This window comes from Lentzea flava, assembly GCF_014648475.1.
In the GTDB taxonomy this organism is placed as follows: domain Bacteria; phylum Actinomycetota; class Actinomycetes; order Mycobacteriales; family Pseudonocardiaceae; genus Lentzea; species Lentzea flava.
Window position 1 is genome coordinate 90,601 of sequence record NZ_BMRE01000001.1, and the last position, 24,038, is coordinate 114,638.

26 protein-coding genes are annotated in these 24,038 nt (G+C 69.4%); 13 read left to right on the top strand and 13 right to left on the bottom strand.

What is annotated here, in order from left to right; translation table 11 throughout:
- Nucleotides 1–7: 7 nt before the first annotated feature.
- The gene (locus IEZ09_RS00400; RefSeq protein WP_189251490.1) at nucleotides 8–544 is read left to right on the top strand and encodes a hypothetical protein; all 537 of its coding nucleotides are present in this window, start codon (nucleotides 8–10) and stop codon (nucleotides 542–544) included.
- A gap of 9 nt (nucleotides 545–553) precedes the next feature.
- Here IEZ09_RS00400 and IEZ09_RS00405 read toward each other — a convergent pair whose 3' ends face one another.
- Together IEZ09_RS00405 and IEZ09_RS00410 are read right to left on the bottom strand one after the other, a co-directional pair.
- Entirely contained in the window at nucleotides 554–1,573 is a 1,020-nt protein-coding gene (locus IEZ09_RS00405) for an LLM class flavin-dependent oxidoreductase (protein ID WP_189251491.1), read from the bottom strand.
- Nucleotides 1,570–2,154, bottom strand: a complete 585-nt coding sequence (locus IEZ09_RS00410) for an NADPH-dependent F420 reductase (RefSeq protein ID WP_189251492.1) — start codon at nucleotides 2,152–2,154, stop codon at nucleotides 1,570–1,572. The genes IEZ09_RS00405 and IEZ09_RS00410 overlap by 4 nt, the downstream gene beginning before the upstream one ends.
- Nucleotides 2,155–2,288: 134 nt before the next feature.
- Here IEZ09_RS00410 and IEZ09_RS47360 point away from each other — a divergent pair, with 134 nt between their 5' ends.
- Entirely contained in the window at nucleotides 2,289–3,557 is a 1,269-nt protein-coding gene (locus IEZ09_RS47360; RefSeq protein WP_189251493.1) for an epoxide hydrolase family protein, read from the top strand.
- A gap of 10 nt (nucleotides 3,558–3,567) precedes the next feature.
- Nucleotides 3,568–4,320 carry a class I SAM-dependent methyltransferase gene (locus IEZ09_RS00420; protein ID WP_189251494.1) on the top strand — a complete coding sequence of 251 codons (753 nt, stop codon included), beginning with the start codon at nucleotides 3,568–3,570 and terminating at the stop codon, nucleotides 4,318–4,320.
- Here the strand turns inward: IEZ09_RS00420 and IEZ09_RS00425 are convergent.
- A complete protein-coding gene (locus tag IEZ09_RS00425) occupies nucleotides 4,304–5,080 on the bottom strand; it encodes an alpha/beta fold hydrolase (RefSeq protein WP_189251495.1) in 777 nt (258 codons plus the stop codon). The two genes, IEZ09_RS00420 and IEZ09_RS00425, sit on opposite strands and share 17 nt — an antisense overlap.
- A gap of 68 nt (nucleotides 5,081–5,148) precedes the next feature.
- Between IEZ09_RS00425 and IEZ09_RS00430 the strand changes: the two genes are divergently transcribed.
- The 3 genes from IEZ09_RS00430 to IEZ09_RS00440 all read left to right on the top strand — a co-directional run bounded on the left by IEZ09_RS00430 (nucleotide 5,149) and on the right by IEZ09_RS00440 (nucleotide 7,825).
- A complete protein-coding gene (locus tag IEZ09_RS00430; RefSeq protein WP_189251496.1) occupies nucleotides 5,149–6,609 on the top strand; it encodes an ABC transporter substrate-binding protein/permease in 1,461 nt (486 codons plus the stop codon).
- Nucleotides 6,606–7,373, top strand: coding sequence for an amino acid ABC transporter ATP-binding protein (locus IEZ09_RS00435; RefSeq protein WP_189251497.1), 768 nt, complete (start codon nucleotides 6,606–6,608; stop codon nucleotides 7,371–7,373). Before IEZ09_RS00430 ends, IEZ09_RS00435 begins: the two co-directional genes overlap by 4 nt.
- Nucleotides 7,374–7,516: 143 nt before the next feature.
- The gene (locus tag IEZ09_RS00440) at nucleotides 7,517–7,825 is read left to right on the top strand and encodes a DUF1540 domain-containing protein (protein ID WP_189251498.1); all 309 of its coding nucleotides are present in this window, start codon (nucleotides 7,517–7,519) and stop codon (nucleotides 7,823–7,825) included.
- Here the strand turns inward: IEZ09_RS00440 and IEZ09_RS00445 are convergent.
- Together IEZ09_RS00445 and IEZ09_RS00450 are read right to left on the bottom strand one after the other, a co-directional pair.
- The gene (locus IEZ09_RS00445; RefSeq protein ID WP_229812120.1) at nucleotides 7,822–8,241 is read right to left on the bottom strand and encodes an MgtC/SapB family protein; all 420 of its coding nucleotides are present in this window, start codon (nucleotides 8,239–8,241) and stop codon (nucleotides 7,822–7,824) included. The genes IEZ09_RS00440 and IEZ09_RS00445 overlap by 4 nt on opposite strands.
- Nucleotides 8,242–8,409: 168 nt before the next feature.
- Nucleotides 8,410–9,234 (bottom strand): aldo/keto reductase, encoded by an 825-nt coding sequence (locus IEZ09_RS00450; RefSeq protein WP_189251499.1) that lies wholly within the window; start codon nucleotides 9,232–9,234, stop codon nucleotides 8,410–8,412.
- Nucleotides 9,235–9,264: 30 nt separating this feature from the next.
- Between IEZ09_RS00450 and IEZ09_RS00455 the strand changes: the two genes are divergently transcribed.
- Nucleotides 9,265–9,903, top strand: a complete 639-nt coding sequence (locus IEZ09_RS00455) for a TVP38/TMEM64 family protein (protein ID WP_189251500.1) — start codon at nucleotides 9,265–9,267, stop codon at nucleotides 9,901–9,903.
- Nucleotides 9,904–9,964: 61 nt separating this feature from the next.
- Here the strand turns inward: IEZ09_RS00455 and IEZ09_RS00460 are convergent, their stop codons facing one another.
- Nucleotides 9,965–10,309: an RNA polymerase-binding protein RbpA gene (locus tag IEZ09_RS00460; protein WP_030466135.1), complete on the bottom strand. Its 345-nt coding sequence runs from the start codon at nucleotides 10,307–10,309 to the stop codon at nucleotides 9,965–9,967.
- Nucleotides 10,310–10,547: 238 nt separating this feature from the next.
- A complete protein-coding gene (locus tag IEZ09_RS00465) occupies nucleotides 10,548–11,303 on the bottom strand; it encodes a thymidine kinase (RefSeq protein ID WP_189251501.1) in 756 nt (251 codons plus the stop codon).
- A 325-nt stretch (nucleotides 11,304–11,628) separates the two neighbouring features.
- Between IEZ09_RS00465 and IEZ09_RS00470 the strand changes: the two genes are divergently transcribed.
- Nucleotides 11,629–11,976 carry a PadR family transcriptional regulator gene (locus IEZ09_RS00470; protein WP_229812121.1) on the top strand — a complete coding sequence of 116 codons (348 nt, stop codon included), beginning with the start codon at nucleotides 11,629–11,631 and terminating at the stop codon, nucleotides 11,974–11,976.
- Nucleotides 11,973–12,860, top strand: a complete 888-nt coding sequence (locus tag IEZ09_RS00475) for a hypothetical protein (protein ID WP_189251502.1) — start codon at nucleotides 11,973–11,975, stop codon at nucleotides 12,858–12,860. Before IEZ09_RS00470 ends, IEZ09_RS00475 begins: the two co-directional genes overlap by 4 nt.
- A gap of 3 nt (nucleotides 12,861–12,863) precedes the next feature.
- Here the strand turns inward: IEZ09_RS00475 and IEZ09_RS00480 are convergent, their stop codons facing one another.
- Nucleotides 12,864–14,270, bottom strand: a complete 1,407-nt coding sequence (locus IEZ09_RS00480) for an MFS transporter (RefSeq protein WP_189251503.1) — start codon at nucleotides 14,268–14,270, stop codon at nucleotides 12,864–12,866.
- 54 nt (nucleotides 14,271–14,324) lie between these two features.
- Nucleotides 14,325–15,086: a glycerophosphodiester phosphodiesterase family protein gene (locus IEZ09_RS00485; protein ID WP_229812122.1), complete on the bottom strand. Its 762-nt coding sequence runs from the start codon at nucleotides 15,084–15,086 to the stop codon at nucleotides 14,325–14,327.
- Nucleotides 15,087–15,401: 315 nt separating this feature from the next.
- Between IEZ09_RS00485 and IEZ09_RS00490 the strand changes: the two genes are divergently transcribed.
- The 3 genes from IEZ09_RS00490 to IEZ09_RS00500 all read left to right on the top strand — a co-directional run bounded on the left by IEZ09_RS00490 (nucleotide 15,402) and on the right by IEZ09_RS00500 (nucleotide 18,467).
- Nucleotides 15,402–15,743, top strand: a complete 342-nt coding sequence (locus IEZ09_RS00490) for a hypothetical protein (RefSeq protein ID WP_189251504.1) — start codon at nucleotides 15,402–15,404, stop codon at nucleotides 15,741–15,743.
- 72 nt (nucleotides 15,744–15,815) lie between these two features.
- The gene (locus tag IEZ09_RS00495) at nucleotides 15,816–17,816 is read left to right on the top strand and encodes a putative bifunctional diguanylate cyclase/phosphodiesterase (RefSeq protein ID WP_229812123.1); all 2,001 of its coding nucleotides are present in this window, start codon (nucleotides 15,816–15,818) and stop codon (nucleotides 17,814–17,816) included.
- 15 nt (nucleotides 17,817–17,831) lie between these two features.
- Nucleotides 17,832–18,467 (top strand): VOC family protein, encoded by a 636-nt coding sequence (locus IEZ09_RS00500; RefSeq protein ID WP_229812124.1) that lies wholly within the window; start codon nucleotides 17,832–17,834, stop codon nucleotides 18,465–18,467.
- Here IEZ09_RS00500 and IEZ09_RS00505 read toward each other — a convergent pair.
- Nucleotides 18,464–18,928 (bottom strand): PPOX class F420-dependent oxidoreductase, encoded by a 465-nt coding sequence (locus tag IEZ09_RS00505; protein WP_189252151.1) that lies wholly within the window; start codon nucleotides 18,926–18,928, stop codon nucleotides 18,464–18,466. The two genes, IEZ09_RS00500 and IEZ09_RS00505, sit on opposite strands and share 4 nt — an antisense overlap.
- 10 nt (nucleotides 18,929–18,938) lie before the next feature.
- Here IEZ09_RS00505 and IEZ09_RS00510 point away from each other — a divergent pair, with 10 nt between their 5' ends.
- Entirely contained in the window at nucleotides 18,939–19,781 is an 843-nt protein-coding gene (locus IEZ09_RS00510; protein ID WP_189251507.1) for an alpha/beta fold hydrolase, read from the top strand.
- A 96-nt stretch (nucleotides 19,782–19,877) separates the two neighbouring features.
- Here IEZ09_RS00510 and IEZ09_RS00515 read toward each other — a convergent pair whose 3' ends face one another.
- From IEZ09_RS00515 to IEZ09_RS00525, 3 genes are all read right to left on the bottom strand, one after another.
- Nucleotides 19,878–21,005: a GGDEF domain-containing protein gene (locus tag IEZ09_RS00515; RefSeq protein WP_229812125.1), complete on the bottom strand. Its 1,128-nt coding sequence runs from the start codon at nucleotides 21,003–21,005 to the stop codon at nucleotides 19,878–19,880.
- Between the two features lie 285 nt (nucleotides 21,006–21,290).
- Nucleotides 21,291–22,553 carry an MFS transporter gene (locus IEZ09_RS00520; RefSeq protein ID WP_189251508.1) on the bottom strand — a complete coding sequence of 421 codons (1,263 nt, stop codon included), beginning with the start codon at nucleotides 22,551–22,553 and terminating at the stop codon, nucleotides 21,291–21,293.
- A 3-nt stretch (nucleotides 22,554–22,556) separates the two neighbouring features.
- Nucleotides 22,557–24,035, bottom strand: a complete 1,479-nt coding sequence (locus IEZ09_RS00525) for a carboxylesterase/lipase family protein (protein WP_229812126.1) — start codon at nucleotides 24,033–24,035, stop codon at nucleotides 22,557–22,559.
- Nucleotides 24,036–24,038: the final 3 nt, after the last annotated feature.

The following is a 24,038-nucleotide window of genomic DNA, read 5'->3' on the forward strand; positions in this document are numbered from 1 at the left end:
ATCCCCGATGAAGAAGGCCACCCTGGCCCTGCTGTTCCTCCTGACGGCCTGCACCTCTCCCGGCGCACCACCCCAGGTCGCCTCCCTCTCGACCCCCGGCAGCAGCGCCGCCCCGACGTCCGCGGCCCAGGAACAACGCCCGCGCGAACGCATCGACATGACCCCGGAGGACCTCGAGGCCCTGTACAACGCCTACGACCGGTGCCTGGCCCAGTTCGGCATGGACAAGCAGAGCCAGGTCAGGGCCCGCCAGTCCGGAACGGTGCCGCCCAAGGCAGAGGAGGACAAGGCGCGGAAGGCGTGCGAGTCCAAGAACCCGCTGCCCCCGTGGGAGAAGGACGTCAACAACCCGGAGGCCGTCGACTTCGCCAACCGCGTCGTGCAGTGCCTGCGCGACAAGGGGGTCCGCTACGTCGAGGTGCACAACGAGCCCGGCGCCGAGATCGTCACGTACGCGCTCGGCGGGCCCAACAACGACGCCGCGTCGATCACGCTCGGCCTGGAACACGCGAAGGAGTGCGAGATCGCGGCCTCGAAGAAGTGACGAACGACGTCAGGCGAGCAGGTCGCGCACCCGCGGCACCACCTCGGTCCCGTACAGCTCGATCGTCCGCATCAACGACCCGTGCGACAGCCCGCCGATCCCGTACTTCAGGTCGAACCGGCTGGCCTTCAACGTCTTCATCGTCCGAGCCATCTTCTCCGCGACAGTCTCCGGCGACCCCACGAACAGCGCGCCGTGCGGCCCCACCTCGTGCGCGTACGACTGCGGGGTCGGCGTGGCGAACCCGCGCGTCTTCCCGAGCCGCGTGATCACGTCGAGGTAGTGCGGCCAGAACTCCTCGCGCGCCTGCTCGTCGGTCGGCGCGACGTGGCCGGGGGAGTGGATGCCGATCGGCAGCGGCGAGCGGCCGAACTTCTCCAGCGCGTGCAGGTAGAGCTCGGAGAACGGGGCGAAGCGGCCGGGGTGGCCGCCGATGATCGCGAGCATCAGCGAGAAGCCGTAGGAGGCCGCGCGGACGACGGACTGCGGGCTGCCGCCCACGCCGATCCACGTCGGGAACGGCTCGGTGAACGGCACGACGTCCTGCTCGTGCAGCGACGCGCGGGTCTTGCCCTGCCACGTCACCGGGCCGCCCTTCAGCAGCTCGGCGAAGAGATGTGTCTTCTCCTCGAACAGGTCCTCGTAGTCGGCGAGGTCGTAGCCGAACAGCGGGAACGAGTCCACACTGGACCCGCGGCCCAGGATGACCTCGGCGCGGCCGCCGGACACCGCGTTCAGCGTCGAGAAGCGCTGGAACACGCGCACCGGGTCGTCCGAGCTGAGCACCGTCACGGCCGAACCCAGGTGGATGCGGGAGGTTCTGGCGGCGATCGCGGCCAGCACCACGTCGGCCGCCGACAGCGGCATGTCCGGGGTGTGGTGCTCGCCGATGCCGAAGAAGTCGAGGCCCACCTGGTCGGCGAGCACGCCCTGCTCGACGACGTCGCGGATGGTCTGGGCGTGCGTCAGCGGCGTGCCCGAGGCGTCGTGGGTGACGTCGCCGAACGTGTCGAGTCCGAACGTGGTCATGACTGCTCCTTCGCGAACTGCTCGAATTCCGGGCGGCGGACGGCGACGCCGAACACCGGGCTGCCCGGTTCCAGCAGGCGTCCCGCGGCCAGCGGGCCCACCGGCACCGGCTCGAAACCGATGCGGCGCAAGAACTCCGACACGACGTCCACCGCCGCGGCGTCGTCGCCGGCCAGCCCGACGGCGCGGCCGTTCGGCGGTTCCATGTCCTGATAAGCGATGTGGTTGAGGGTTTTGACGACGTGCGCGCCCACCAACCGCGCGGCCACCTCTTCGGACGTGCCCAACGGCTGCGCGGCGGGCGGCCAGTGGTTCATGGCGTCGACGACGACCTTGCCCGCGAACATCCCCGGTTCGAGCGTGCCGAACCGGTGCCACGGGATCGCCAGCACGACCAGGTCCGCGTCGGCCACGGCGTCCGAGGCCGACAGCGGCACCGCTCCCGGCGCGAGGAACTCGGTGATCATCGCGATCCGCGCCGGATCGCCCGAGCCCGCGATGGCGACCGGGTAGCCCGCCGCCAGCGCGAGGCGCGCGACGACGGGACCCACGTGGCCCGCACCGAGAACAGCGATCTTCACAGCACACCCGACCTGACTAGTTGACGTGTCATCATCTCTAACCGGACTGTACCCCGGTTATTCCCGATGACGTACCGGACCGCCGTCACCCGACGCTCGCGAGGTTCGAGACCGCGTCCCTACGGTCGGAAACCGTGTCCACCGAGCCGTCCCGCCGCAGTTTCCTGTCCGCCTCCGCCGCAGCAGCGCTCACGTTCGGCCTGCTCAGGACGAGCCCAGCGCAGGCGAGCAGCGACATCCGGCCGTTCCGCGTCCGCATCCCGGAGCGGGACGTGGCCGAGATGCGCCGCCGCGTTCTCGCCACCCGCTGGCCCGACGCGGAGCTCGTCGCCGACCTCTCCCAGGGGCCGCCACAGAAGACCGTGAAGGCGCTCGCCCGCTACTGGGCGCACGAGTACGACTGGCGCACCACGGAAGCCAAGCTCAACGCGCTGCCGCAGTTCATGACCGAGATCGACGGCCTGGACATCCACTTCGTCCACGTCCGCTCGAAGCACGACAACGCCTTGCCGCTGCTCGTGTCGCACGGCTGGCCCGGCTCGGTCATCGAACAGCTCAAGATCATCGGACCGCTGACCGACCCGACCGCGCACGGCGGCAAGGCCGAGGACGCCTTCCACCTCGTCATCCCGTCCATGCCCGGCTACGGCTTCTCCGGCAAGCCCACCACCACCGGCTGGGGCCCCGACCGCATCGCCGGGACGTGGATCGAGCTGATGAAGCGCCTGGGCTACGACCGGTACGTCGCGCAGGGCGGCGACTGGGGCGCGCTGATCGTCGACCTCATGGCACTGCGCAAGCCCGCCGGACTGCTCGGCGTGCACACCAACCTGCCCGGCGCCGTCCCCGTCGACATCGACAACGCCGCCCGCGCCGGCGGCCCGCAACCGCCCGGCCTGCAGGGCGACGAGCTCAAGGCGTGGCAGGACGTGCTCTTCCGCTACAGCAAGGGACAGGCCTACGCGCGGATGATGGGCCTGCGCCCGCAGACGCTCAGCGGGTTCGCGGACTCCCCGGCCGGGCTGGCGTCGTTCATGATCGACCACAACCTCGCGAGCCTCGCGCAGATCGTCAGGGCGTTCGACGGGCACCGCGAAGGGCTCACCCGGCAGGACATCGTCGAGAACGTGTCGCTGTACTGGCTGACGAACACCGCGATCTCCGCCGCGCGCCTGTACTGGGAGAGCAAGTACTCGGTGATCGCCGCCAAGGGCGTCACGCTGCCGGTCGCCGTCAGCGTCTTCCCCGAGGAGGTCTACCAGGCACCGCGCAGCTGGGCCGAGCGCGCCTACCCGAACCTGATCCACTACAACCGGGTCGCCAAGGGCGGTCACTTCGCGGCGTGGGAACAACCGCAGATCCTCGCCGAAGAGGTCCGAGCGGGGTTCCGTCAGCTGCGCTAGCTTGCACCGCATGTGGGACGGCGGTGACGCGTACGAACGCTATGTGGGCCGGTGGAGCCGGCCGGTCGCGCGGGAGTTCCTGCGCTGGCTCGACGTGCCGCCGGGCCGCCGCTGGCTGGACGTCGGCTGCGGCACCGGCGCGCTGACCGAGACGGTGCTGGCGCACGCCGAGCCCGCCTCGGTCGTCGGCGTCGACCCGTCCGCGGCGTTCCTCGACCTGGCCCGGCAACGGGTGCCCGGCGCGACGTTCGAGGTCGGTACCGCCGTCGACCTGGGCGACCGCACCGCCGACGTCGTGGTGAGCGGCCTCGTGCTCACGTTCGTCCCCGATGTGGCCCGCGCGGTCGCGGAGTTCGCCCGTGTGGCCCCGTACGTGGGCTCCTACCTGTGGGACTACACGAGCGGCATGCAGATGATGCGCCTGTTCTGGGACGCCGCGAAGGACGTCGACCCCGCCGCGGCGTCCCACGACGAGGGCCTGCGCTTCGGCGAGGTGAGCGACCCCGATCCGTTGCGCACGTTCTGGGCCGGCGCGGGTCTGCGCGACGTCGAGGTGACGGGCATCGTCGTGCCCACCGTGTTCCGCGACTTCGCCGACTTCTGGGAACCGTTCGAGGGCGGCACCGGCGCGGCACCCGCCTACGCCGCGACGCTCCCCGCGGAGCAGCTCGCGGCGATCCGCGACCTGCTCCGCTCGCGTCTGCCGCAGGACGGCCCGATCGAGCTGACCGCCAGGGCGTGGGCCGTCAGAGGTGTGCGCTGAGGAACCGCGCCAGGTGCGGGTTCACGTCGTCGGCGTGGGTGAGGCTGAGGAAGTGCGCGCCACCGTCGATCGTGACCAGCTCCGCCTCGGGCAACGCGGCGACGAGCGCCTCGGCCTTCGCGACGGGGTAGGCGAGATCGGCCGTGCCGTGCAGCACGAGCGCGGGCGCGGTGATCTCGCCGGCGCGCTCCAGCACACCGTCGCGGCTGACCAGGGCTTTTGCGATCAGCCGCAGCCGGTCGGGCTCGACGGCGCTCCACTTCGGCGTCCACTCCGACGCGTCGTACTCGCCCAGGCAGATCTTGGCGGTCGCCTCGATCACCGTCTCCGGCCCCTGCGCGATCCACACCTCGGTGAGCTGGTCGTACGCGGCGGCGACCTGCTCGTCCTCCGGCTCGGCCGAGGTGCCCAGCACCGCGAGCGCCCTGACCCGTTCCGGCGCCAGCAACGCCGTCCTGAGCGCGACGAACCCGCCCTGACTGGTCCCGATCACTGCGGCACTCTCGACGCCGAGCGCGTCGAGCACCGCGAGTGCGTCCCCGGCCACGTCCCAGTAGTCGAACGGCCCGTTCGCGGGCGTCGCACCGTGACCGCGCTCGTCGATCGCGATCAGCCGGTAGTCCTTTCCGAACACCTCGACCTGCGGCGCCCACATCGTGACGTCCATCAGAAAGCTGTGCAGCAGCACAACCGCCGGGCCGTCACCGCCGTGGTCCACATAGGACACCAGCTGCCCGTCGCCCGTCGTGACCGTTGCCATGCCGAACCCCCGTGTCTCACCCAGTGGATCATCAGCGCCACCCGCCCTGTTCGCTCTACCCTGCCCGAATGCGACAAGTGATCAGGGGCGCGGTGCTGCTCCTGCTGTTGTTGATCGTCGTTCCCGCACCCGCGACAGCGCAACAGCCGGTGGTCAGAGTCGGCACCGAGGGCACCTATCCGCCGTTCTCGTTCCACGACCCCCAGACCGCCGAACTGACCGGCTACGACATCGAGGTCGTCAAGGCGATCGCCGCGAAGGCGGGCTGGCGCCTGGAGTTCGTCGAGACGCAGTGGGACGCGATCTTCCCCGCGCTCGACGCGAGCCGCATCGACCTGGTCGCGAACCAGGTGTCGCGCAACGAGGAACGGGCAGCCAAGTACGGCCTCTCCACCCCGTACACCCACTCGCGCGGCGTGATCGTCCGCCGCACCGGCGACACGCGCATCAACTCGATCGCCGACCTGCGCGGCAGGACCACCGCCCAGTCCAGCACCAGCAACTGGGCGAAGGTCGCCCGCGACGCAGGCGCCACCGTCGAGGCCGTCGAAGGCTTCGCCCAGGCCGCAGCCCTGCTCGCCCAGGGCCGCGTCGACGCGATCGTCAACGACAACATCGCCGTCCTCGACTACCTCGCCACGACCGGCTCGAAGGACGTCGAGATCGCGGGCGACGCGGGCCAGGCTGGCAGCGTCCAGGTCCTCGCACTTCGCAAGACCGACGCTTCCCTGCTGTCCCAGGCGAACCAGGCGATCGACGCTCTGCGCGCCGACGGCACGCTGCGCACGATCTCCCAGAAGTACTTCAAAGCCGACGTGTCCGTTGAGGACGGTGGCACCGCCGACCTGTCGCAGGGCCGCGGCCGGCGCAGCACGTGGGACGTCCTGCGCTCCACCGCGTGGCCGATGTTCGTGGGCCTGGTGAAGGTCACCATCCCGCTGACGGCCCTGTCGTTCACGATCGGCCTGATCCTGGCACTGCTCGTGGCCCTGGCCCGCATTTCCCCGTACCGCGTCCTGTCCGGCCTGGCCAGAGCGTTCATCTCGATCATCCGCGGCACCCCGCTGCTGCTGCAGCTGTTCATCGTCTTCTACGGCCTGCCGCAGATCGGCCTGAAGTTCCCGCCCTTCACCGCCGCCGTCGTCGCGTTCTCGCTCAACGTCGCCGGCTACGCGGCCGAGGTGGTCCGCTCGGCCATCCTGTCCGTGCCACGCGGCCAGTTCGAGGCGGCCGCCACCATCGGCTTCGGCTACGCGCAGAGCCTGCGCCGCATCGTGCTGCCCCAGGCCGCCCGCACCGCCGTGCCCCCGCTGTCCAACACGCTGCTGTCGCTGCTGAAGGACACGTCGCTGGGCTCGGTGGTGCTGCTGACCGAACTCTTCCGCGAATCCCAGCTGGCCGCCGCCGAGAGCAACGAGTTCCTCGCCCTCTACTCCTTCGCGGGCCTCTACTACTGGCTGATCTGCGTGGCCCTGTCCGCGGGCCAGAAACGACTGGAGACCAGGCTGAACAGGTACGTGATCGCATGACCGACACCCGCATCGAGGTCACCGGCCTGCACAAGTCCTTCGGCACCCTGGACGTCCTGCGCGGCATCGACTTCACCGTCCCGCGCGGCACCTCCACCGTGCTGCTGGGCCCGTCCGGCTCCGGCAAGACCACCGTGCTGCGCTCGCTCAACGTCCTCGACACCCCCGACCGCGGCGTGATCCGCATCGACGAGGTGTCGGTCGACTTCGCGACCCTGCCGCCGGGCAAAGCAGGCCGAGCGGCAAGCCAGCGCCTGCGCGCGCAAAGCGGCATGGTCTTCCAGTCGCACAACCTGTTCCCACACCGCACGGTCCTGCAAAACCTCATCGAGGGCCCGGTCGTGGCGCAGAAACGCCCGGTCGACGAGGTCGTGGCGGAAGCGCGGGTCCTGCTGGACCAGGTCGGCCTGGCCGACCGCGCCGACTCGTATCCCCATCAGCTCTCCGGCGGGCAGCAGCAACGCGTCGGGATCGCCCGCGCGCTGGCGTTGAAACCGCGCGTGGTGCTGTTCGACGAGCCCACGTCCGCGCTGGACCCCGAGCTGGTGGGGGAGGTGCTGGCGGTGATCAAGGACCTGGCCGCGCAGGGCTGGACGACCGTGATCGTGACGCACGAGATCCGGTTCGCCGAGCACGTGGCCGACCAGGTGCTGTTCCTCGACGGCGGCGTGATCGTGGAGCGGGGGAGCGCCGCGCAGGTGATCGGCGACCCGCAGGAGGAACGCACGCGACGGTTCCTGCGCCGCGTCCTGGACCACGGGTGATCCGGTCCGGCGAAACCGATCGGAAATGACATTTCCTGATTCACGAAAGGATAGGCTCGCCTAATTCCTTTCGAATTGCGGGCCTTCTGCCGTGGTGGCATCGTCCGAATCACCGAACCTTTCCCACCACGGCAGGAGCGGACATGACCACTCTCGAGAACCCGGCGATGCCCGCCGTCCACGATTGCACCGTGCACGACTGCTCCTACAACCACGACGGCTGCCACGCCTTCGCGATCACCGTGCGCGGCGACAACGGGGCGGCCGACTGCGGCACGTTCATCCCGCTGGGCACGAAGGGGGGCCTGGACAAGGTGATCGCGCAGGTGGGCGCCTGTTCCCGCACCGACTGCGTGCACAACTCCTCGCTGGAGTGCACGGCACAGAGCGTGCGGGTCGGTCAGGGCGAAGGCGACCACCACGCGAACTGCCTGACCTACCAGCCCCGTTAGGTGTCCTTGCGGTCGACGGCGCGGCCCAGCTCTCGCAGGCCCACGTTGACCGCGATGATCGCGACGGTGCCGGCCGCTGCCACCACGTGCAGGCCGGCGCCCGCCAGCGAGCCCACCGCGGCCGCGCACCACAGCGTGGCCGCGGTGTTCAGTCCGCGTACCGACAGGCCGTCGCGCAGGATCACGCCCGCGCCCAGGAAACCGATGCCGGACACCACCTGGGCGGCGACCCGCGTGGGGTCGCCCTGGCCGTCGAAACCCTGGGCGGACAGCAGGACGAAGAGCGCGGCCCCCACCGCCACCAGGGCGTTGGTGCGCAGGCCCGCCATGCGCGAGCGGTACTGCCTCTCGAAACCGATCAACGCGCCGAGGCCCATGCTCTCGGCGATGCGCAGCGTCATGTCGAAGACGTGCATCGTGTGACTCCCCTTGGTCAGGGGTGTGCGTCACACGCCAGAACTGGAGCGTGCGAGGTGAAAAGACCTGCGCGGGCTACTGTCGCCTGGCATGTGTCGCTCACCTCGCTTCCTCGTGTCTGGTTGGCAAGACCGGCCGATGCTACCGGACCGGATGTGAGGCCGCGGTCAGAGCATGGCGAGCGGCTCGGGGCCCGACGGGGGAGGGAACGCGCGGTCCAGGTCCGCGAAGTCCTCTGAGGACAGTCGCAACGACAGCGCCGCGGCGTTGTCCCGGACGTGCTCGACCGTTCCCGCCTTGGGGATCGCGTTCACGTGCGGCAGCCTCAGCACCCACGCCAGCGCCACCTGGGCGGGCGTGGCGTCGTGCCGGCGCGCGACCTCCGCCAGCACCGGCGAGTCCAGCAGGCGGCCCTGTTCGACGGGGGAGTAGGCCATGATCGGCATCCCGGCCGAGGCGTGCCACGGCAGCAGGTCGTGCTCTGGGCCGCGCCGGGACAGGTTGTAGAGGATCTGGTTGGTCTGGCAGAAACCCGGCAGCCCGGCCAGCTCGCGCACGTCCGCCAGGTCGAAGTTGCTGACGCCCCAGTGCCGGATCTTGCCCGCCTCCTGCAGCCCCGCGAACGCCTCCACCGTCCGCGCCAGCGGCACGCTCCCGCGCCAGTGCAGCAGGTACAGGTCGAGGCGGTCGGTGCCCAGCCGGCGCAGGCTCGCCTCGCACGCGCGCACGGTCCCGGCGGCGGAGGCGTTGGACGGCAGCACCTTCGACACCAGGAACACCTCGTCGCGGCGGCCGCGCACGGCCTCGCCCACGAGCGACTCGGCGGCACCGGAGCCGTACATCTCGGCGGTGTCGATCAACGTCAGCCCGAGGTCGAGGCCCGCCCGCAGCGCCGCGATCTCCTCGGCACGCCGGGAAGGGGACTCGGCCATCATCCAGGTGCCCATGCCGAGTGCGGGGATCGTCTCACCGGACGGCAGCGCGACAGTCATGCGCTCCAGCTTGCCGGGTACGTTGGACTGATGCGACGGGTGGGCCTGGTGTTGTTGGTGCTCCTCGTCGTCGTGCTCGCCGTGCTGGCCCAGCTCGTGGACGTCCCGGACGGTGCGAGACTGCGGGAGCTCGTCGACGACGCGGGAAACGCGGCCCCAGCGGTCTTCCTGACCGTCTGCGCGCTCGGCACCGCGGTGTTCTTCCCGAAACCGGTCCTCGCCACGGCGGCGGGGCTGTTGTTCGGCGTCGGGTGGGGGAGTGCGCTGGCGATCGCGGGGTTCACGGCGGGCGCGCTGATCGCGTTCGTGGTCGCGCGCCGGCTCGGCAGGGACGCGGTGGCCCCGTGGCTGGGGAAGCGGCTGCACACCCTGGAGGAGGTCTTCGCGCGGCGTGGCGTCGAGGCGACGCTCGTGCTCAGGCTGCTGCCCGTGCTGCCGTTCACGCTGGCCAACTACGGCGCGGGCGTCACGTCCGTCAGGGCCCGGCACTTCGCGCTCGGCACGGCGCTGGGCCTGGTGCCGTCGACCGTGCTCGCGGCGGTGCTGGGGGACGCGCTGAGCGACCTCGGATCACCGCGGTCGGTGGTGGCGCTGGCGATCTGGGCGGCGCTCGCGGCCTGCGGCGTGTGGTGGGGTCGCAACCTGGTGCGCGAGACGCGGAAGGCGTGAGAGGGCGCGCAAAAAGCCGCCCCGGAACCAGACCGGGACGGCTTGAAGCGTCTGCGAGAGATCAGGCCGTGCGGGTACGGCGTCCGCGCAGCTCTTCGAGGCGCTCGTCGAGCAGCTCCTCGAGCTCGGGGATCGACCGGCGCTCCAGGAGCATGTCCCAGTGCGTGCGCGGCGGCTTGACCTTCTTCACCTCCGGCTCGACGCCGTCGATGATCTTCGACTCGGTGCCGTGGAGGCGGCATTCCCAGGTCGGCGGCAACTCGGCGTCGTCGGAGAACGGGACCTCGAAGTCGTGTCCCTTGGGGCAGGCGTACCGCGCTGCCCGGCGCGGAGCGAGATCGTGATTGCGGTCGGTCTCGTAGCTGACTGCTCCGAGCCGGCTTCCACGCAAAACGCGGTCGGCCATGGCGGTGTCCTTTCGCTCGGCTCAGGGCCGGGGCCCAGGCTTCTTGCTCACCGTGTGCAACGCCCGGATTGCTCCGTTTGTTTCCGGTTCGCTCTCATGGTCGCCCACAGTGACGTCGTTCACTCGTCAACGAAGGCTTCCTACTAATGGATGCGATCGCCACAGGATCGTGACGCGTTATCAAGCTACTGGGCTCATGCGTCACTCTAATGGCCTAGCGGCGGCCGTGTGTAACCGGCTATGCCAGCCGGAGCTGACCACTTTGTGCGACGTCAGGGCCTAGGTCACCCAACCGGAAGTGACGCCTGCAGAGCACCTGATAACGCACAGTAGTTTCCGTGGCATCGGTTACACCGTTGCTCTCTGTACCCGATCGGTGCTGTTCCGTATCCGAAACCGTGTCCGCGACCAGGACCGTGTCTCCGGCCCGGATCACCCGTCCGGCCCGCACCCGCGCGTTGAACCGTCCCGGCACCCCGCACCAGCACAGGACCTCGACCTGGATCGCCTTCAGCTCGTCGGCCAGTTCGAACAGCCGCTGGGAGCCGGGGAACAGCTCGCCGCGGAAGTCCGTGGCGAGCCCGAAGCAGTACACGTCGACCTGGACGTCGTCCGCGAGCTCCGCCAGCTGCTCCACCTGCTCGGGCGTGAGGAACTGCGCCTCGTCGACGATCAGGTAGTCCACCCGCCTGCCCTCGGCCCACTCCGCGCGCACGAGCCGGCGGAGATCGTCGTCGCGGATCTCCACGGCCTCGCGCGTGATGCCGATCCGGCTCGAGATCTGCGCGCGTCCCGACCTGTCGTGCCGCACCAGCAGCAGCCCGCGCCGGCCCTGACGCGAGTTGTTGTGGTCGATCTGCAGTGCGAGCGTCGACTTGCCGCAGTCCATGGGGCCGAAGAAGAACTTGAGGTGCCCCACCACCGGCGTCGAGCGCCGGGAACCCGCGACAGGTACGGCGGAAAGGGCATCTGTCGGATCGGGAAGGGCGTCCACGGCGGGTCACCCTAGTGCCTGGCTCCTGATCAACTTGAATCCCCACGGCGTATCCCTGTCCATCCTCCGTCCCTCCGTGTGAGCCGCTGCTCCGTTGGCTGGATGTTGCCGCTGCGCACTCCGTCGAAACATCGTCTTGTTTCGGCATCGACGAAGACTTCAGTGTCGACTGATCCGGGCCGTCCCGCGAACGGCGACCGTGATCATCACCCGGAGGTGGTCGATTCATGGACAGTAGCCTCGATAATTTCAGTGCAGACTAAAAGGAACCCACTCCGATCGTCCCGCTTCCCGATATAACTCGGGGCGCGATATATTCAAGGACATGAGTGGTCGGGTCATGTCCGAGCAGGCGTTCCTCGTGCTCACCGCGCTCGCGGAGGAGCCGTTGCACGGCTACGCGATCGTGCAGGCGGTCGAGCAGCTGTCCGAGGGGCGCATGGTGCTGCGCGTGGGCACGCTGTACGGCGTCCTGGACCGGTTGGTGGCGGACGGGCTCGCCGAGCGCGACCGTGAAGAGGTGCACCAGGGCCGTCTGCGGCGCTACTACAAGCTCACCGACTCCGGTGTGCGGGCGTTGCAGGCCGAGGTGGCGCGGCTCAGCGCGAACGTGCGGGCGGCGTCGGCGGTGCTGAGGGGGAGGGGCGTCCAGCCGTGGACGAGCAGGGCATGAGCAATCTGGAGCGCCGGTACCGGTGGCTGTTGCGGGTGCTACCGAAGTGGTACCGGCAGGACCGCGAGGAGGAGATGGTCGGGATCTTCCTGGCCGACCGCACGGACGACCTCGATCTGGAGCACAGCTGGCCGGGGTGGGGTGAGACCGGGGCGATCCTCGGGCTCGCGGTGCGCACGCACCTGGCGGCCGGTGCGGCGCTGACGAGCGTGCCCGCCAGGGTGATGTGGCGCGGTGAGGTCGTGCGCGTGCTGGGGATGATCGGGCTGCTGCTCGGCGTGTTCTACGCGGGGGCGGCGATCACGAACTTGTCCGTCGCGTACGGCAACCCGGAGTGGGCACAGCCGATCAGCTGGTGGCGGCTGCTGGAGCTGGCGCCGATCGTGGCGTTCGCGGCGCTGCTGAACGGGAGGCGGACGCCGGCGAAGATCGCGGCGTTCGCTCCGGTGGTGCTGACCGTGGCCACGCTCGCGCAGACGGGTGGCCACGTGGTCCTGTGGGTGCTGTTCCAGCTGCCGGGCATCGTGACGTTCCTGTGTCTGTGCCTGGGTTTCCACCGGGAGGCGCCGACACCGCCCGCGCGCAGGCTGCTGTGGTGGGGTGGGGGAGCGTTGCTGCTCGGTGTGCTCGGCGGGTTCGCGACGGGCACGGGGCTGCTGGCGATCGCGTTGATCACGGTGGTCGTGCGGGTGGTGGCGTTCGTGCGCGGGGATTTCGTGCTGGGGCGCGCGGTGTCGTTGTTCGCGCTGCTGCAGCTGGCGCCGCTGGCGTTCCTGCTCGTCGGGGGAGAGGTGCTCGTGATCGTGCTGCCGTTGGCGGTGTTGCTCGTGCTGTGCGCGGTCGCGCCGGTGCGGAAACCGTCGGCGCGACCGCGGGTGTCGTGAGGGTCAGACGAGCGTCGGTTCGGCGTTGCCGACGGCCTTGATGGCCCGCCGGACGGGTACGAAGATCAGCAGGACGAACCCGGCGACGAAGAAGATGATCAGCGCGAGGATGGCGGGCCGCAGGCTGCCGGTCGCCTGGCCGACGCCGGCGAAGACCAGCGGCCCGAGCCAGCTGGTGGACCGCTCGCCGACCTCGTAGAGGGAGAAGTACTGGGCTTCGCGGCCGGGCGGCACCATCTGGCTGAACAGGCTGCGGGACAGGGCGTTCGTGCCGCCGAGCACGATGCCGATGCCCGCGGCGACGAGGTAGAACTGCATCTCGTCGCCCGACTTGACGAAGAACGCCGCGGTGATGACGACGATCCACACGACGAGGGAACCGAGGATCGTCTTCTTGGCGCCGACGCGCTTGGCGACGAATCCGTGCAGCACGCCGCCGATGAACGCGACGAACTGGACGATCAGGATGACGGTGATGAGCGTCTGCTGTTCGAACTTCAGCTCGACGCTGCCGTACTGGGCCGACACGTTGGCCACGGTCGCGATGCCGTCGGTGTAGATCAGGTACGTGCCGAGGAACGCCAGTGTGAGCGGGAAGGCCTTGGCCTGCCTGAGGGTCGCGCCGAGTTCCTTGAACCCGGCCGACAGCACCGAGGCGCCGTGTTCGCGGCCGTGCGGGGACTGGTGTTCGGTGAGTCGCGTGAGGGGGATGAACGTGAACGCGGCCCACCACACGCCGGAGATGACGAACGCGATGCGGGCCGCGTCGCCGGAGGTGATGCCGAGGGAGTCGGCGGACAGGGTGATGCCGAGCTGGATCGCCAGCGCCACACCGCCACCGAGGTAGCCGTAGGCCCATCCGCGGCTGGACACGCCGTCGCGCTCGTCCGGGGTGGCGATTTCGGGGAGGAACGCGTAGTAGACGACGACGCTGGCGCCATAACAGATGTTCGCGATGACGAACAGCAGCACGCCGAGTTTCCAGTTGGTCCCTTCCACGGCGGCGAGTGCCACGGTGGCGGCGGATCCGGTGAAGGCGAAGGCGGCGAGCATCTTCTTCTTGTTCTGGGTCCGGTCCGCGATGGCGCCCATGACGGGCAGCACGACGACCTGGATCACCGTGGCCACCGAGAGCAGGTAGCCCCACAGGGAGCCGGCGGGGAACTGCAGTCCGAGGAGCGAGACGTCGCAGTGGTCGAACGCGCTGTCGTTGGCGCACGCGTTCGTTCCGTTGAGCGCGGCGTCGGCTTTGGCGGCGTTCTTGGCGATGGTCGTCAGGTACAGCGAGAAGAAAACGGTGACCACGGACGTGGGGAACACGGAGTTCGCCACGTCGTACCAGACCCAGCCGCGTTGTTCCCGGCGGCGGGCGGTTTTGGCGTCGGCGGCGTCGTCGCCCTTGACCTTCATGTCGGCGGACTGTACTTGTCCGCCGACACGTCCAATGATCGACTGTCCAACCTGTTACCAGGCGCCGCGCGACCGGAGTACTTCGCGCAGCACATCGGGCCTGTCCGTCACGAGTCCGTCGACGCCGAGGTCGAGCAGCGCCCGCATGTCGGCCTCGTCGTCGATGGTCCAGACGTGCACCTCGAGGTCCCTGCGATGTGCGGCCTGGACGAACCTGCGGTCGACGACCTTGAGCCGTCCCTGGTTGACCGGCACCTGTGCCACCTGCCCGCGCACGGCCAGTCCGGCGAAGGGGATCCGCCCGGCGGCCCACAGCGCTCCCGCCGACCGGGGTCCCATGGACGTCAGCAGTCCGGGCCCGCCGCGTCGTCGCAGCCGCGCCAGCCGGTTGTCCGAGAAGCTCGCCAGACACACCCGGTGCAACGCCTTGGCCTTCCTCAGCAACGCGAGGATCGGCTCGACCGCCTTGTCGGTCTTGACGTCGATGTTGAAGAACGTGTCGGGAAGCTCCTCCAGCACGTCCGCCAGCCGTGCGATGGGCTCTCGTCCGCCCACGCGGGCCATCCTCACCTCGGTCCACGGCAGCTCGGACACGACGCCGTGTCCGTCCGTGGTGCGATCCAGCGTGAGGTCGTGGTGGACCACGACCTCTCCATCGGCCGTGGCGTGGACATCGGTCTCGATGTAGCGGTAGCCCTCCTGCACGGCACGTCGGAAGGAGCTCAGGGAGTTCTCCATCCCACTGAGGTCGTCGACATGCCAGCCGCGGTGGGCGAAGGCGCGGGGACGCGGTCCTGCGAGGTACGGGTGGGTCACTCCACGAGTGTGCCTTCCGCCTTCGACGTCGGAGTGGACAGTGAGTGGCCTGCCACTGTCTTTTCTTTCTCTATTACTTCAGTGTCGACTTAAACCAATCCTCTCGGCTCACCGGACCCAACGCCACGCTCGCATCCAAAGCCCGCGATGAACCGGGTGCGCCGGCGGACGCAACCCAACTCATCGCAACACAACCAAACCGCACCCGAATCCAACACCAATCGCCGTACCGGTACTCTCCGATCCCCTACGAAGGTCGGGCTTTCTGGCGCGTCGCTGGAGACCACCACCCGCCACCCGCTACCGTCGCGCGCCATGGAGCGCTCCATGGAGGCGGATGAGCCCAAGCACTGCGCGTGGTGCGGGAGGCGGTTGCCGGGGAGTGGACGGATCGGCCGGCCGAGGCGGTACTGCGCTCAACCGTGCCGTCAACGCGCGTACGAACGCAGGGCCGCGCTGCAGCGGGGTGGTCTGCCGGAGGACGCGGTGGTGCTGAGCACCTCGGAGCTGGCTGATCTGCAGGACAGGTTGTTCCAGCTGCGGTGTGCCGCGGAGGACGTGGTGACCGCGGCGCAGGACGGGGCGGAGAACGAGGAGCTGCGGAAGCTGGCCGCGGAGCTGGTGGAGTCGGCGAAGGGTTTGGAGCGGCTCAGGTAGCCGTTCGCACATTTGCGAACTTACCGGCGTAGCGGGTTGCTTACGTCCGGTGATCGGACGATCATGACGCGCGTGACCTCCTACTGCCGCACGGTGCTGGACCGAGCGGATGTCGGCTATGCCGTGACGGACGCGCGCGGGAACCTGTTGTGGTGCAACCGCGCGTTGGGTGCGGTGCTCGGTGTTCCGGTCGAGCAGGCTTATGGACGGTCGTTGCCTGCGCTTCTTCCTGGCGTGCCTGAGGTGCCGGCGCCGACGCGGGAGGTGCTGGCACCGGGTCCGAAGTGGCTCGAGGTGCGGTGCAGCCGGCTGGGTGACGATCTGATGTACGAGGTCGTGGACGTGTCGGCATGGCGGGATCGCGAGCTGACGGTGACTCAGGAGGCCGATGCGCTGCGGCGTGCGCAGGCGCTCGGGCGGATGGGTACGTGGGAGTGGTCCATCTCGGACGACCGGGTGACCTGGTCGGACACCTTGCTGGAGATGTTCGGGTTCGCGCCGGGGACGGCGTTCGACTTCGAGCTGTATTCGCAGCTGGTGCATCCGGATGATCTGCCGATGATCGAGGAGACGCTGGACGCCGCGCTGAAGACGGGTTCGGTGTTCACCTACACGCATCGGATGATCCGGCCTGATGGCGCGGAGCGGGTGTTCGAGTGTTTCGGTGAGGTCGTCGTGGACGACGACGGTGCTCCGGTGCGGGCGTTGGGGACGGCGCACGACGTGACGCAGTCGTCACGGGTGCACGACGAGCTCGTGCGGATGGCGGAGCAGGATCCGTTGACGGGTCTGCCGAACCGCCGGGCGCTGACGAGGGCGTTGGAGCAGGAGCTGGCGAACAGCGGTTCCGGTGCGTTGCTGGTGCTGGATCTGGACAACTTCAAGGATGTCAACGACCTGCGGGGTCATGCCGTGGGTGACCGTGTGATGCGGATGCTGGCGAGTGCGTTGCAGTCGCGGCTGGGTGATCGGTTGATCGCGCGGCTGGGTGGTGACGAGTTCGCGGTGGTGTTGCCGGGTGCGTCGTTGCAGGACGCGTCGGAGGTGGCGGACAACCTGAAGGAGGCGGTGGCGGGGTTCCCGTTGGCGGGGATCGGTACGCCGGCGCGGATCACGGTGAGCACGGGGCTGGCGGAGTTCGGTCCTGGGGATTCGTGGGAGCTGGTGCTGGCGAACGCTGATCTGGCGCTGTACGCGTCGAAGGCGGCTGGCCGGGATCGGGTGACGGTGTACGAGCCGAACCACTACGCGGACACCGTGAAGCGGGTGAGTGTGCTGGATCGGTTGCGGGCGGCGCTGGCGGGTGGTGGTCTGGCGCTGTACGGCATGCCGATGGTGGAGCTGAACACGGGGACGACTCTCGGGCACGAGTTGTTGTTGCGGTTGGAGGATCAGCAGGAGCCCTATCTGGGTCCGGCGGACTTCCTGCCGGTGGCGGAGCGGAGCAACCTGATCCTGGAGGTTGATCGCTGGGTGTTGTCGACGGCGATCGACGCGTTGGTGGCGGAGCCGGATTCGCGGTTGCGGTTCAACGTGAACGTGTCGGGCCGGACGCTGGAGGATCCGGATTTCGGGGACTTCGTGCTGGACAAGCTGGGTTCGGCGGGGGTGGCGCCTGGCCGGTTGGGGCTGGAGATCACGGAGACGGCGGCGGTGACCAATTTGGACGCCGCGGTGACGCTGGCGACGCAGTTGCGCGGTTTCGGGTGCCGGATCACGTTGGACGACTTCGGGTCGGGTTTCGGGTCGTTCGTTCACCTGAAGCATTTGCCGATCACGGGGATCAAGATCGATGGCGAGTTCGTGAAGGGCATCGAGACCAGCGAGGCGGATGCGGTGCTGGTGTCGGGGATCGTGCAGATCGCGAACGGGCTGGGGTTGTCGTCGGTGGCGGAGTGGGTGGAGCGTCCGTCTCAGGTGGAGGCGTTGCGGAAGCTGGGTGTGCGGGTGGGGCAGGGTTTTCACCTGGGGAAGCCGGTGCCGTTGCGTGACGTGGTGAACGCGGAGCGCATGCCGCCGAATGGCGCATTGTCGTCTCGGGTGGTCGGAGCAGAGGATGGTGCGCGCTCCTGATCACCGCCTGATGGGATGCTCGTGTCTTCTTGTGGTCTGCGTCGTCTTGAGTTGAGTGTTGCCGAGCCCGAGTTGTCGGTGGACTTCTTCGCCGCTGTGCTGGGGTGGACGGTGATAGCGGAGCCGGGCGGGTCGTTCTCGGGCTGGGTGGGTGACCGGCTCGCGGCTGGGGTTGTTGCGGGGCAAGAGGGTTGGCGTGTGTTCTTCGGTGGTGACGGGTCTCGTGCGCTACGGGGGAATTCCTTTGTGGACGGTGGCAGGGTGTTGCACGGTCCGTGGGCGCCGCCGCCGCGGCACGGTGAGCCGTGCTGGGTGGAGTTGGTGACGAGCGGGCCGGATGACGAGTACTGGGCGCGTGAGCTCGGGTGGGCGGTGCGGGGTGATCTGTTCACCTCGGCCCGGCACGGTGATCCGCGTCCTGTGGCGGGGGTGACGAGCTCGTCGGCGGCGGCTGAGCCGCGGTGGGGTGTGTTTTTCGCCGTGGACGATCTGCAGGCCGCGTGTGCGCGGGTGTCCGAGTTGGACGGTCGGGTGTCGTCGGGCCCTGGACCGTTGCCGGTCGGGGTGGCGGCGTCGGTCGAGGGCCCGCACGGTGGTGGCTGCGTGTTGCTGGAGAAGCCCGCGGGCTGGGGTGGGAACCGGGCGGGTTAGGCGTCGAGTTCGGGTGGGAAGCCGCCGGTGGCGACGGGGCCCCAGCTGTCGATGGTGATGCGGATGAGTGCTTTGCCCTGGCGGAGCATGGCGGCGCGGTATTCGTCCCAGTCGGGGTGTTCGCCTGCGATGCAGCGGTAGTACTCGACGAAGTCGTCGAGTGCGTCGGGCAGGTCGAGGACTTCGGCGGTGCCGTCGATCTGGACGTAGGGGCCGTCCCAGTCGTCGGAGAGCACGCAGATCGTGACGTTGGGGTTGCGGCGGGCGTTGCGGGTTTTGGCGCGTTGCGGGTAGGTGGCCACGACGATGCGGCCTTGTGCGTCGACGCCGCAGGCGACGGGGGAGACCTGCAGGCCGTCGGTGGTGGTGCGGCGGGTGATCAGGACGCCGTGGTGGCGGGTGCGGAGGAACTCGAGCAGCTGCGGCCGGTCGACGACGTCGGCCGTGGCGATCTTCGGCATGATGTGCAGCATGGCACGGTTCACCTCGTTCGACGGCACGGAACTCGCCTACCGGGAAGCCGGTGATGGTGCGCCGCTGGTCGTCCTGGCCGGTGGTCCCGGCAGGGCGTCGGCGTACCTGGAGACTCTCGGTGGGCTGGACGCGCATCGCAGGCTGGTGGTTCTGGACAACCGGGGTACCGGTGAGTCGGCTGAGCCGGCGGATCCGTTCACGTACCGGCGGGACATGCTGGTCCACGACGTGGAGATGCTGCGCCGGCATCTGGGTCTGGAGCGGGTGGACGTGCTGGGCCACTCGGCGGGTGCGGGGATCGCGATGGGGTATGCGGCGGACCACCCGGATCGGATCGGGAAGCTGGTGTTGCTGACTCCGGCGTTGCGCAGTGTGGGGTTGTCGCCGGAGCAGAGCGACTGGGACGCGTTCCTGGCTGCTCGTGCGGATGAGCCGTGGTTCGAGGCGGCGACGACGGCGTTGCGGCGCACGGCCGAGGGTGACGTGTCGGTGGAGAACCGGGTGGCGGCGTCGCCGTTGCTGTACGCGCGGTGGGACGAGCGGGCTCAGGCGCACGCGAACGCGGAGCTGGGGCAGTGGAAGTACCAGGTGGCGCTGGGGTACAACGCGGAGGGGGCGTTCGTGCCGGGTGTGCTGCGGCGGGCGCTGGCCGATTTCGATCACCCGGTGCTGGTGTACGCGTGTTCGGAGGATCCGATTTCGCCGGTGCGGCGCTGTGTGGAGCTGGCGGAGTTGTTCCCGGACGCGACGGTGCACGTGCACGAGGGTGTGGGGCACTACCCGTGGGTGGAGGAGCCGGATCACGTGGTGAAGCAGATCGCGTCGTTCCTGGCCTCCTAGCGCTGGGGGACCAGCTCGCGATGAACGGCGCATTTGTGCACCTGGGGTGTGCGAATGCGCCGTTCACCGGTTTCGCGGAGTCCGGTTGGCGCGGGACTAGTGCAGCTGGGCGGTGGCGACGCGGTCGCGGCCGTTGCTCTTGGCCTGGTAGAGCGCTTCGTCTGCGGCCAGCAGCAGAGGGCTGAGCTCGGTGGCGGTGTCGGGGAACACGGCGGCGCCCACTGAGGCGGTGAGCCCGTTGACGACCTGGTCGCGGCCGAGGCGGTCGACGACGACGATGTGCAGGCTCGCGATCTCGAAGCGGATGCGTTCGGCGGTGGCGCGGACTTCGTCGGTGCTGACGCCGGGCAGCAGGACGGCGAACTCCTCACCGCCGAATCTGCCCACGAGGTCGTAGGAGCGCACGGAGTGTTTGAGCGCGTCGGCGACGGCGCGCAGGACTCGGTCGCCGGCGAGGTGGCCGTAGGTGTCGTTGATCTGCTTGAAGTGGTCGAGGTCGAGGATCAGGACGCCGACGGTGGAGACGAGGCGGCGGGCGCGTTCGATCTCGCGGCCGGCGACGTCGTGCCAGAACGTCGCGTCGACCAGGCCGGTCTTGGAGTCGGTGCGGGCGGCGACGCGGAACTGGGGCAGCAGCAGGCCCATGTGCAGGGCGAGGACGGTGAGCAGCAGCATCGGCGTGAGCCAGGGCCGGGCGGTCATGATGATCGCGAAGCCGGAGCCGAGGCCGATCGAGGCCGCGATGATGAGCTGGTCGGAGGCGTGGCCGAGTGCGGTGCGCACGGTGTTCTGCCGGTTGGTCATCACGATGGCCAGCACGACCATCGCGTAGTTGACGAACCAGTAGACGAACCCGGCCAGGACGAGGGCGATGAGGCCTCGCGGTCCGGTGAGGTCCAGGGGCCGTGTGGCCGAGAACAATTCGAGTACCTGTTGCGCGGCGACGCATCCGAGGACCACAGTGGCCGCGGAGAACACCTTCCGGTGCAGGACCGCGCGACGTTTGTAGACCCGCAGCCACTCGTGGCCGAAGCTGATCGCGATCAGCAGGACGAGCAGAGGTGCGGGTAGCGCGAGCACGCCCGCGAACAGCCAGACGGACTGCATGTGCGCGTGCGGTGACCCCTCTGCGGAGAGTTCACGGATCCGTTCGATTCCCTGCGCGGCTTCGAGGTGCACGACGGCACCCCCTGCCAGCAGGAAGAACCAGGTCCATGCCAGCACGTCAACAGGGGTAGTCCGTGCGGTGGCGACCGTGACGAGGGACGCTGCGCCGTCCACCGTCACGACATAGGCCAGCACCAAAGGAGGAAGAGACCATAACTTCCACCGGCGCGGGTCGAGCCAAGGCACGCTGCCACCCCCACCAACTGTCAGGAACCAACCACTGTAGCTAGCGGGTCACGCAAAGTCGTGGCTCCATGTGGGGGACCTCACGGTGAGTAGTCCTCACAGAATGCACGTCCACATTCGCACGCGTTCACACGCAACGAACACCCATAGGAGCAGTCATGATCGTCCGTACCTCCGCGGCCCGTCCCGTTCGTCCGAGCGACCTGACCCGTCCGAACGAGTGGGCGCGTCCGAACGAGTGGGCCCGCTGAACCTCCACAACAACGCCGATCCGCCTGCCGCGAGCACCCCGAGTGCTCCGGCGGCGGCGACGACGTGGTGCACCGCGAGGGTTTCCGCGGCCACACCGGCCAGGGCCACCCCGACGCCCTGGGAGACCCGCAACGCGGTCACTGCGAGCCCGAACGCCTGCCCACGCGACGAATCCGGCACGGCACGGACGAACGTCGTGTTCGCGACCAGGTGATACGCACTGGCCGCACCGGACAGCGCGAACAACCCCACACTGACGACGAGCCCCGGCCGCAGCGCGGCCGGGACAAGAACAGCGCACGCGGCGATCGCGAGCCACGGCATGACCCGCAGCTGCCGCGGTTCGCTCAGACGTGCCACCAGCAGCATGCCCACCGCCGCGCCGGCCGCGTAGGCGCCGAAGATCGCCCCCACGCCCGCCGGTCCCGCCCCGAGCTGGGCCGCGTACGGCGCGGCCAGTGCCTCGCCGACGATGTAGAAGCCCGAGACGCAGGCGAGCGCGACCAGCGCCCGCAACCTGCGCTGTCCCCACACCAGGCGCGCGCCGCTCACGAGGTCGGCGGGCCAGGCCCGCACGTGCGGGCGTGGCGGAGCGGGCCGGTCCAGCAGGAACACGCCGATCAGGAACGCGGAGACCAGGAACGTCGCCCCGTCCGCGACCAGCACCAGGCCTGGTCCGAGCATGGCCACCAGCGCCCCGCCGGTGAGGAATCCGGCGACCTGGGCGGCCTGGGTCACGGTGCTCAGCGCCGCCTGGCCCAGCGGATAGCGCGCGTCGGGCAGGATCTGGGGCAGCAACGCCGCCCGTGCCGCCCCGTGCGGTGCGCCCGCGAACTGCACCAGCACCAGCAGTGCCGCCAGCGCCCACAGCGGTGTGCCCGGTACCGCCATCAACAACAGCAGGAGCGTGCGGGCGAGGTCGGCGGCGACCATCACGTCCTTGCGTGCGAACCGGTCGGCGAGCCCCGACAGCAGAGGCCCGCCGATCAGGTCCGGCAGGAACGTCAGCGCGTAGGTCAGCGCGGTCAGGCCGGTGCTGGCGGTGCGGTCGAAGACGTGCACCGTCAGCGCGACCCGCGCGAACTGGTCCCCGGCCACCGAGACCACGTGCGCCACGAACAGGGCGCGGAACTCCCCGTCGCGGGCGAGGTCGCGGTAGCCGGGCATGCCCTACAGGATGGACGACCAGAACCCGCACTGATGATCACGGGCGAAATCGGTGCCGGTGATTGCGCCGGGTGCCAGTGACTGCACCTCCGAACGCCACCCCGGATCGCCGGTGCGCGCGAACCGGCCCCACGCCGTGATCATGTAGTCCGACACCTTCTTCTGCTCGGCCGTGAGCGGCGCGCCCAGGTCGAACAGCATCAGCAGCTCGGAGCCGTGATACGCCTTGTAGTCCGGGAACGGCGGCAACGGGAAGATCATCGGGATGTGCTGGTCGGCGAACTCGTAGCCGGCCACCCGCGCATAGCGTCCGAGTTGTCGCCGCGCCTGGTGCGACGGGCACGCCCACCCCTGGTCCGTCAGCACCGCCGCCAGCTCGTCGCGGGCGTCGTTGTTGCCGTTCACCGGGTAACGGGCCAGCACACGGTCGGCGTCGCGTTCCCCGAACATCTGCCCCAGCACGGCCCGGTAGCCGGACTCCGGAATGGGCTGCGGGAAGACCAGCGGCGCGAACAACGTCATCTCGTCGTGCGTCGTCCCGACCATCGTCGGCACGTGGTGCATGCGGCCGGTCCGCTGCGCCACCACCGGATCCACCGGCAACACCGCGGTGTCGTAGGCGGGCGCGTTGAACAGGTCGTGCACGGTGAGCAGCTTGTCCACCGGCTGCTGCCGCAGGCACGCGAGGTCTGGGCACCCGAGCGTGCCCGCGCCCTGCTTCTCCACGTCGGTCCGGGTCCGCCAGACGTGGACGAACTCGCCGGGCTTCGTGCCCGGTGTGCTGAGCCCGCACGGACCGGACTGGATGATCGCCTTGTGGAACAGCCCCGCCGCGCGGGGTGAGGCGAGCTGGGCGCAGACGCTCAGCCCACCGGCCGACTCGCCGAACACGGTGACGTTGCGGGGGTCGCCGCCGAACGCGCGGGCGTTGCGCTGCACCCAGCGCAGCCCGGCCTGCTGATCGGCCAGACCGAACGCACCCGAGCCCGGCAGGCCGGGGTGGCCGAAGAAGCCGAACACGCCGAGCCGGTAGTTGACCGTCACCACGACGACGTCGTTCTTCGTCGCGAGCCACCGCGCGTCGTACTCCGACGCCGAGCCCCCGGTGAACGCGCCGCCGTGAATCCACACCATCACCGGCCGCGGCTTGTGCGAGCGCCCCGCTGGGGTGGTGACGTTGAGGTACAGGCAGTCCTCGATCTGCGACGGCGGCTGGCCCAGCTGCGAGTTCTGCGCGCACGCCGGCGCGGGCTTCGTCGCGTCCCGCACCCCCTGCCACGCCTCGGCCGGTTGCGGGTCCCTCCACCGGTTCTCACCCACCGGCGGGGCCGCGAACGGAATGCTGCCGAAGGAGCGGTAGTTGTCGGTCACCGTCCCCGCCACCAGGCCCTTGTCCGTCCGCACGACCGCGCCGCTGTTCTCCGCGACGGCCGGACCGGCGACCGCGAACGCCATCGCCGCCGCGATCACGGCGGTCAGCACCTT

Excerpts from the sequence above, each read along its gene's own strand:
- IEZ09_RS00405 (WP_189251491.1), bottom strand. The coding sequence starts at position 1,573 with ATGACCACGTTCGGACTCGACACGTTCGGCGACGTCACCCACGACGCC.
- IEZ09_RS00400 (WP_189251490.1), top strand. The coding sequence starts at position 8 with ATGAAGAAGGCCACCCTGGCCCTGCTGTTCCTCCTGACGGCCTGCACC.
- IEZ09_RS00455 (WP_189251500.1), top strand. The coding sequence starts at position 9,265 with ATGCGACGGGTGGGCCTGGTGTTGTTGGTGCTCCTCGTCGTCGTGCTC.
- IEZ09_RS00440 (WP_189251498.1), top strand. The coding sequence starts at position 7,517 with ATGACCACTCTCGAGAACCCGGCGATGCCCGCCGTCCACGATTGCACC.
- IEZ09_RS00470 (WP_229812121.1), top strand. The coding sequence starts at position 11,629 with ATGAGTGGTCGGGTCATGTCCGAGCAGGCGTTCCTCGTGCTCACCGCG.
- IEZ09_RS00500 (WP_229812124.1), top strand. The coding sequence starts at position 17,832 with ATGCTCGTGTCTTCTTGTGGTCTGCGTCGTCTTGAGTTGAGTGTTGCC.
- IEZ09_RS00435 (WP_189251497.1), top strand. The coding sequence starts at position 6,606 with ATGACCGACACCCGCATCGAGGTCACCGGCCTGCACAAGTCCTTCGGC.
- IEZ09_RS00475 (WP_189251502.1), top strand. The coding sequence starts at position 11,973 with ATGAGCAATCTGGAGCGCCGGTACCGGTGGCTGTTGCGGGTGCTACCG.
- IEZ09_RS00480 (WP_189251503.1), bottom strand. The coding sequence starts at position 14,270 with ATGAAGGTCAAGGGCGACGACGCCGCCGACGCCAAAACCGCCCGCCGC.
- IEZ09_RS00510 (WP_189251507.1), top strand. The coding sequence starts at position 18,939 with ATGGCACGGTTCACCTCGTTCGACGGCACGGAACTCGCCTACCGGGAA.
- IEZ09_RS00445 (WP_229812120.1), bottom strand. The coding sequence starts at position 8,241 with ATGCACGTCTTCGACATGACGCTGCGCATCGCCGAGAGCATGGGCCTC.
- IEZ09_RS00460 (WP_030466135.1), bottom strand. The coding sequence starts at position 10,309 with ATGGCCGACCGCGTTTTGCGTGGAAGCCGGCTCGGAGCAGTCAGCTAC.
- IEZ09_RS00490 (WP_189251504.1), top strand. The coding sequence starts at position 15,402 with ATGGAGCGCTCCATGGAGGCGGATGAGCCCAAGCACTGCGCGTGGTGC.
- IEZ09_RS00505 (WP_189252151.1), bottom strand. The coding sequence starts at position 18,928 with ATGCCGAAGATCGCCACGGCCGACGTCGTCGACCGGCCGCAGCTGCTC.
- IEZ09_RS00430 (WP_189251496.1), top strand. The coding sequence starts at position 5,149 with ATGCGACAAGTGATCAGGGGCGCGGTGCTGCTCCTGCTGTTGTTGATC.
- IEZ09_RS00425 (WP_189251495.1), bottom strand. The coding sequence starts at position 5,080 with ATGGCAACGGTCACGACGGGCGACGGGCAGCTGGTGTCCTATGTGGAC.
- IEZ09_RS00450 (WP_189251499.1), bottom strand. The coding sequence starts at position 9,234 with ATGACTGTCGCGCTGCCGTCCGGTGAGACGATCCCCGCACTCGGCATG.
- IEZ09_RS00420 (WP_189251494.1), top strand. The coding sequence starts at position 3,568 with ATGTGGGACGGCGGTGACGCGTACGAACGCTATGTGGGCCGGTGGAGC.
- IEZ09_RS00520 (WP_189251508.1), bottom strand. The coding sequence starts at position 22,553 with ATGCCCGGCTACCGCGACCTCGCCCGCGACGGGGAGTTCCGCGCCCTG.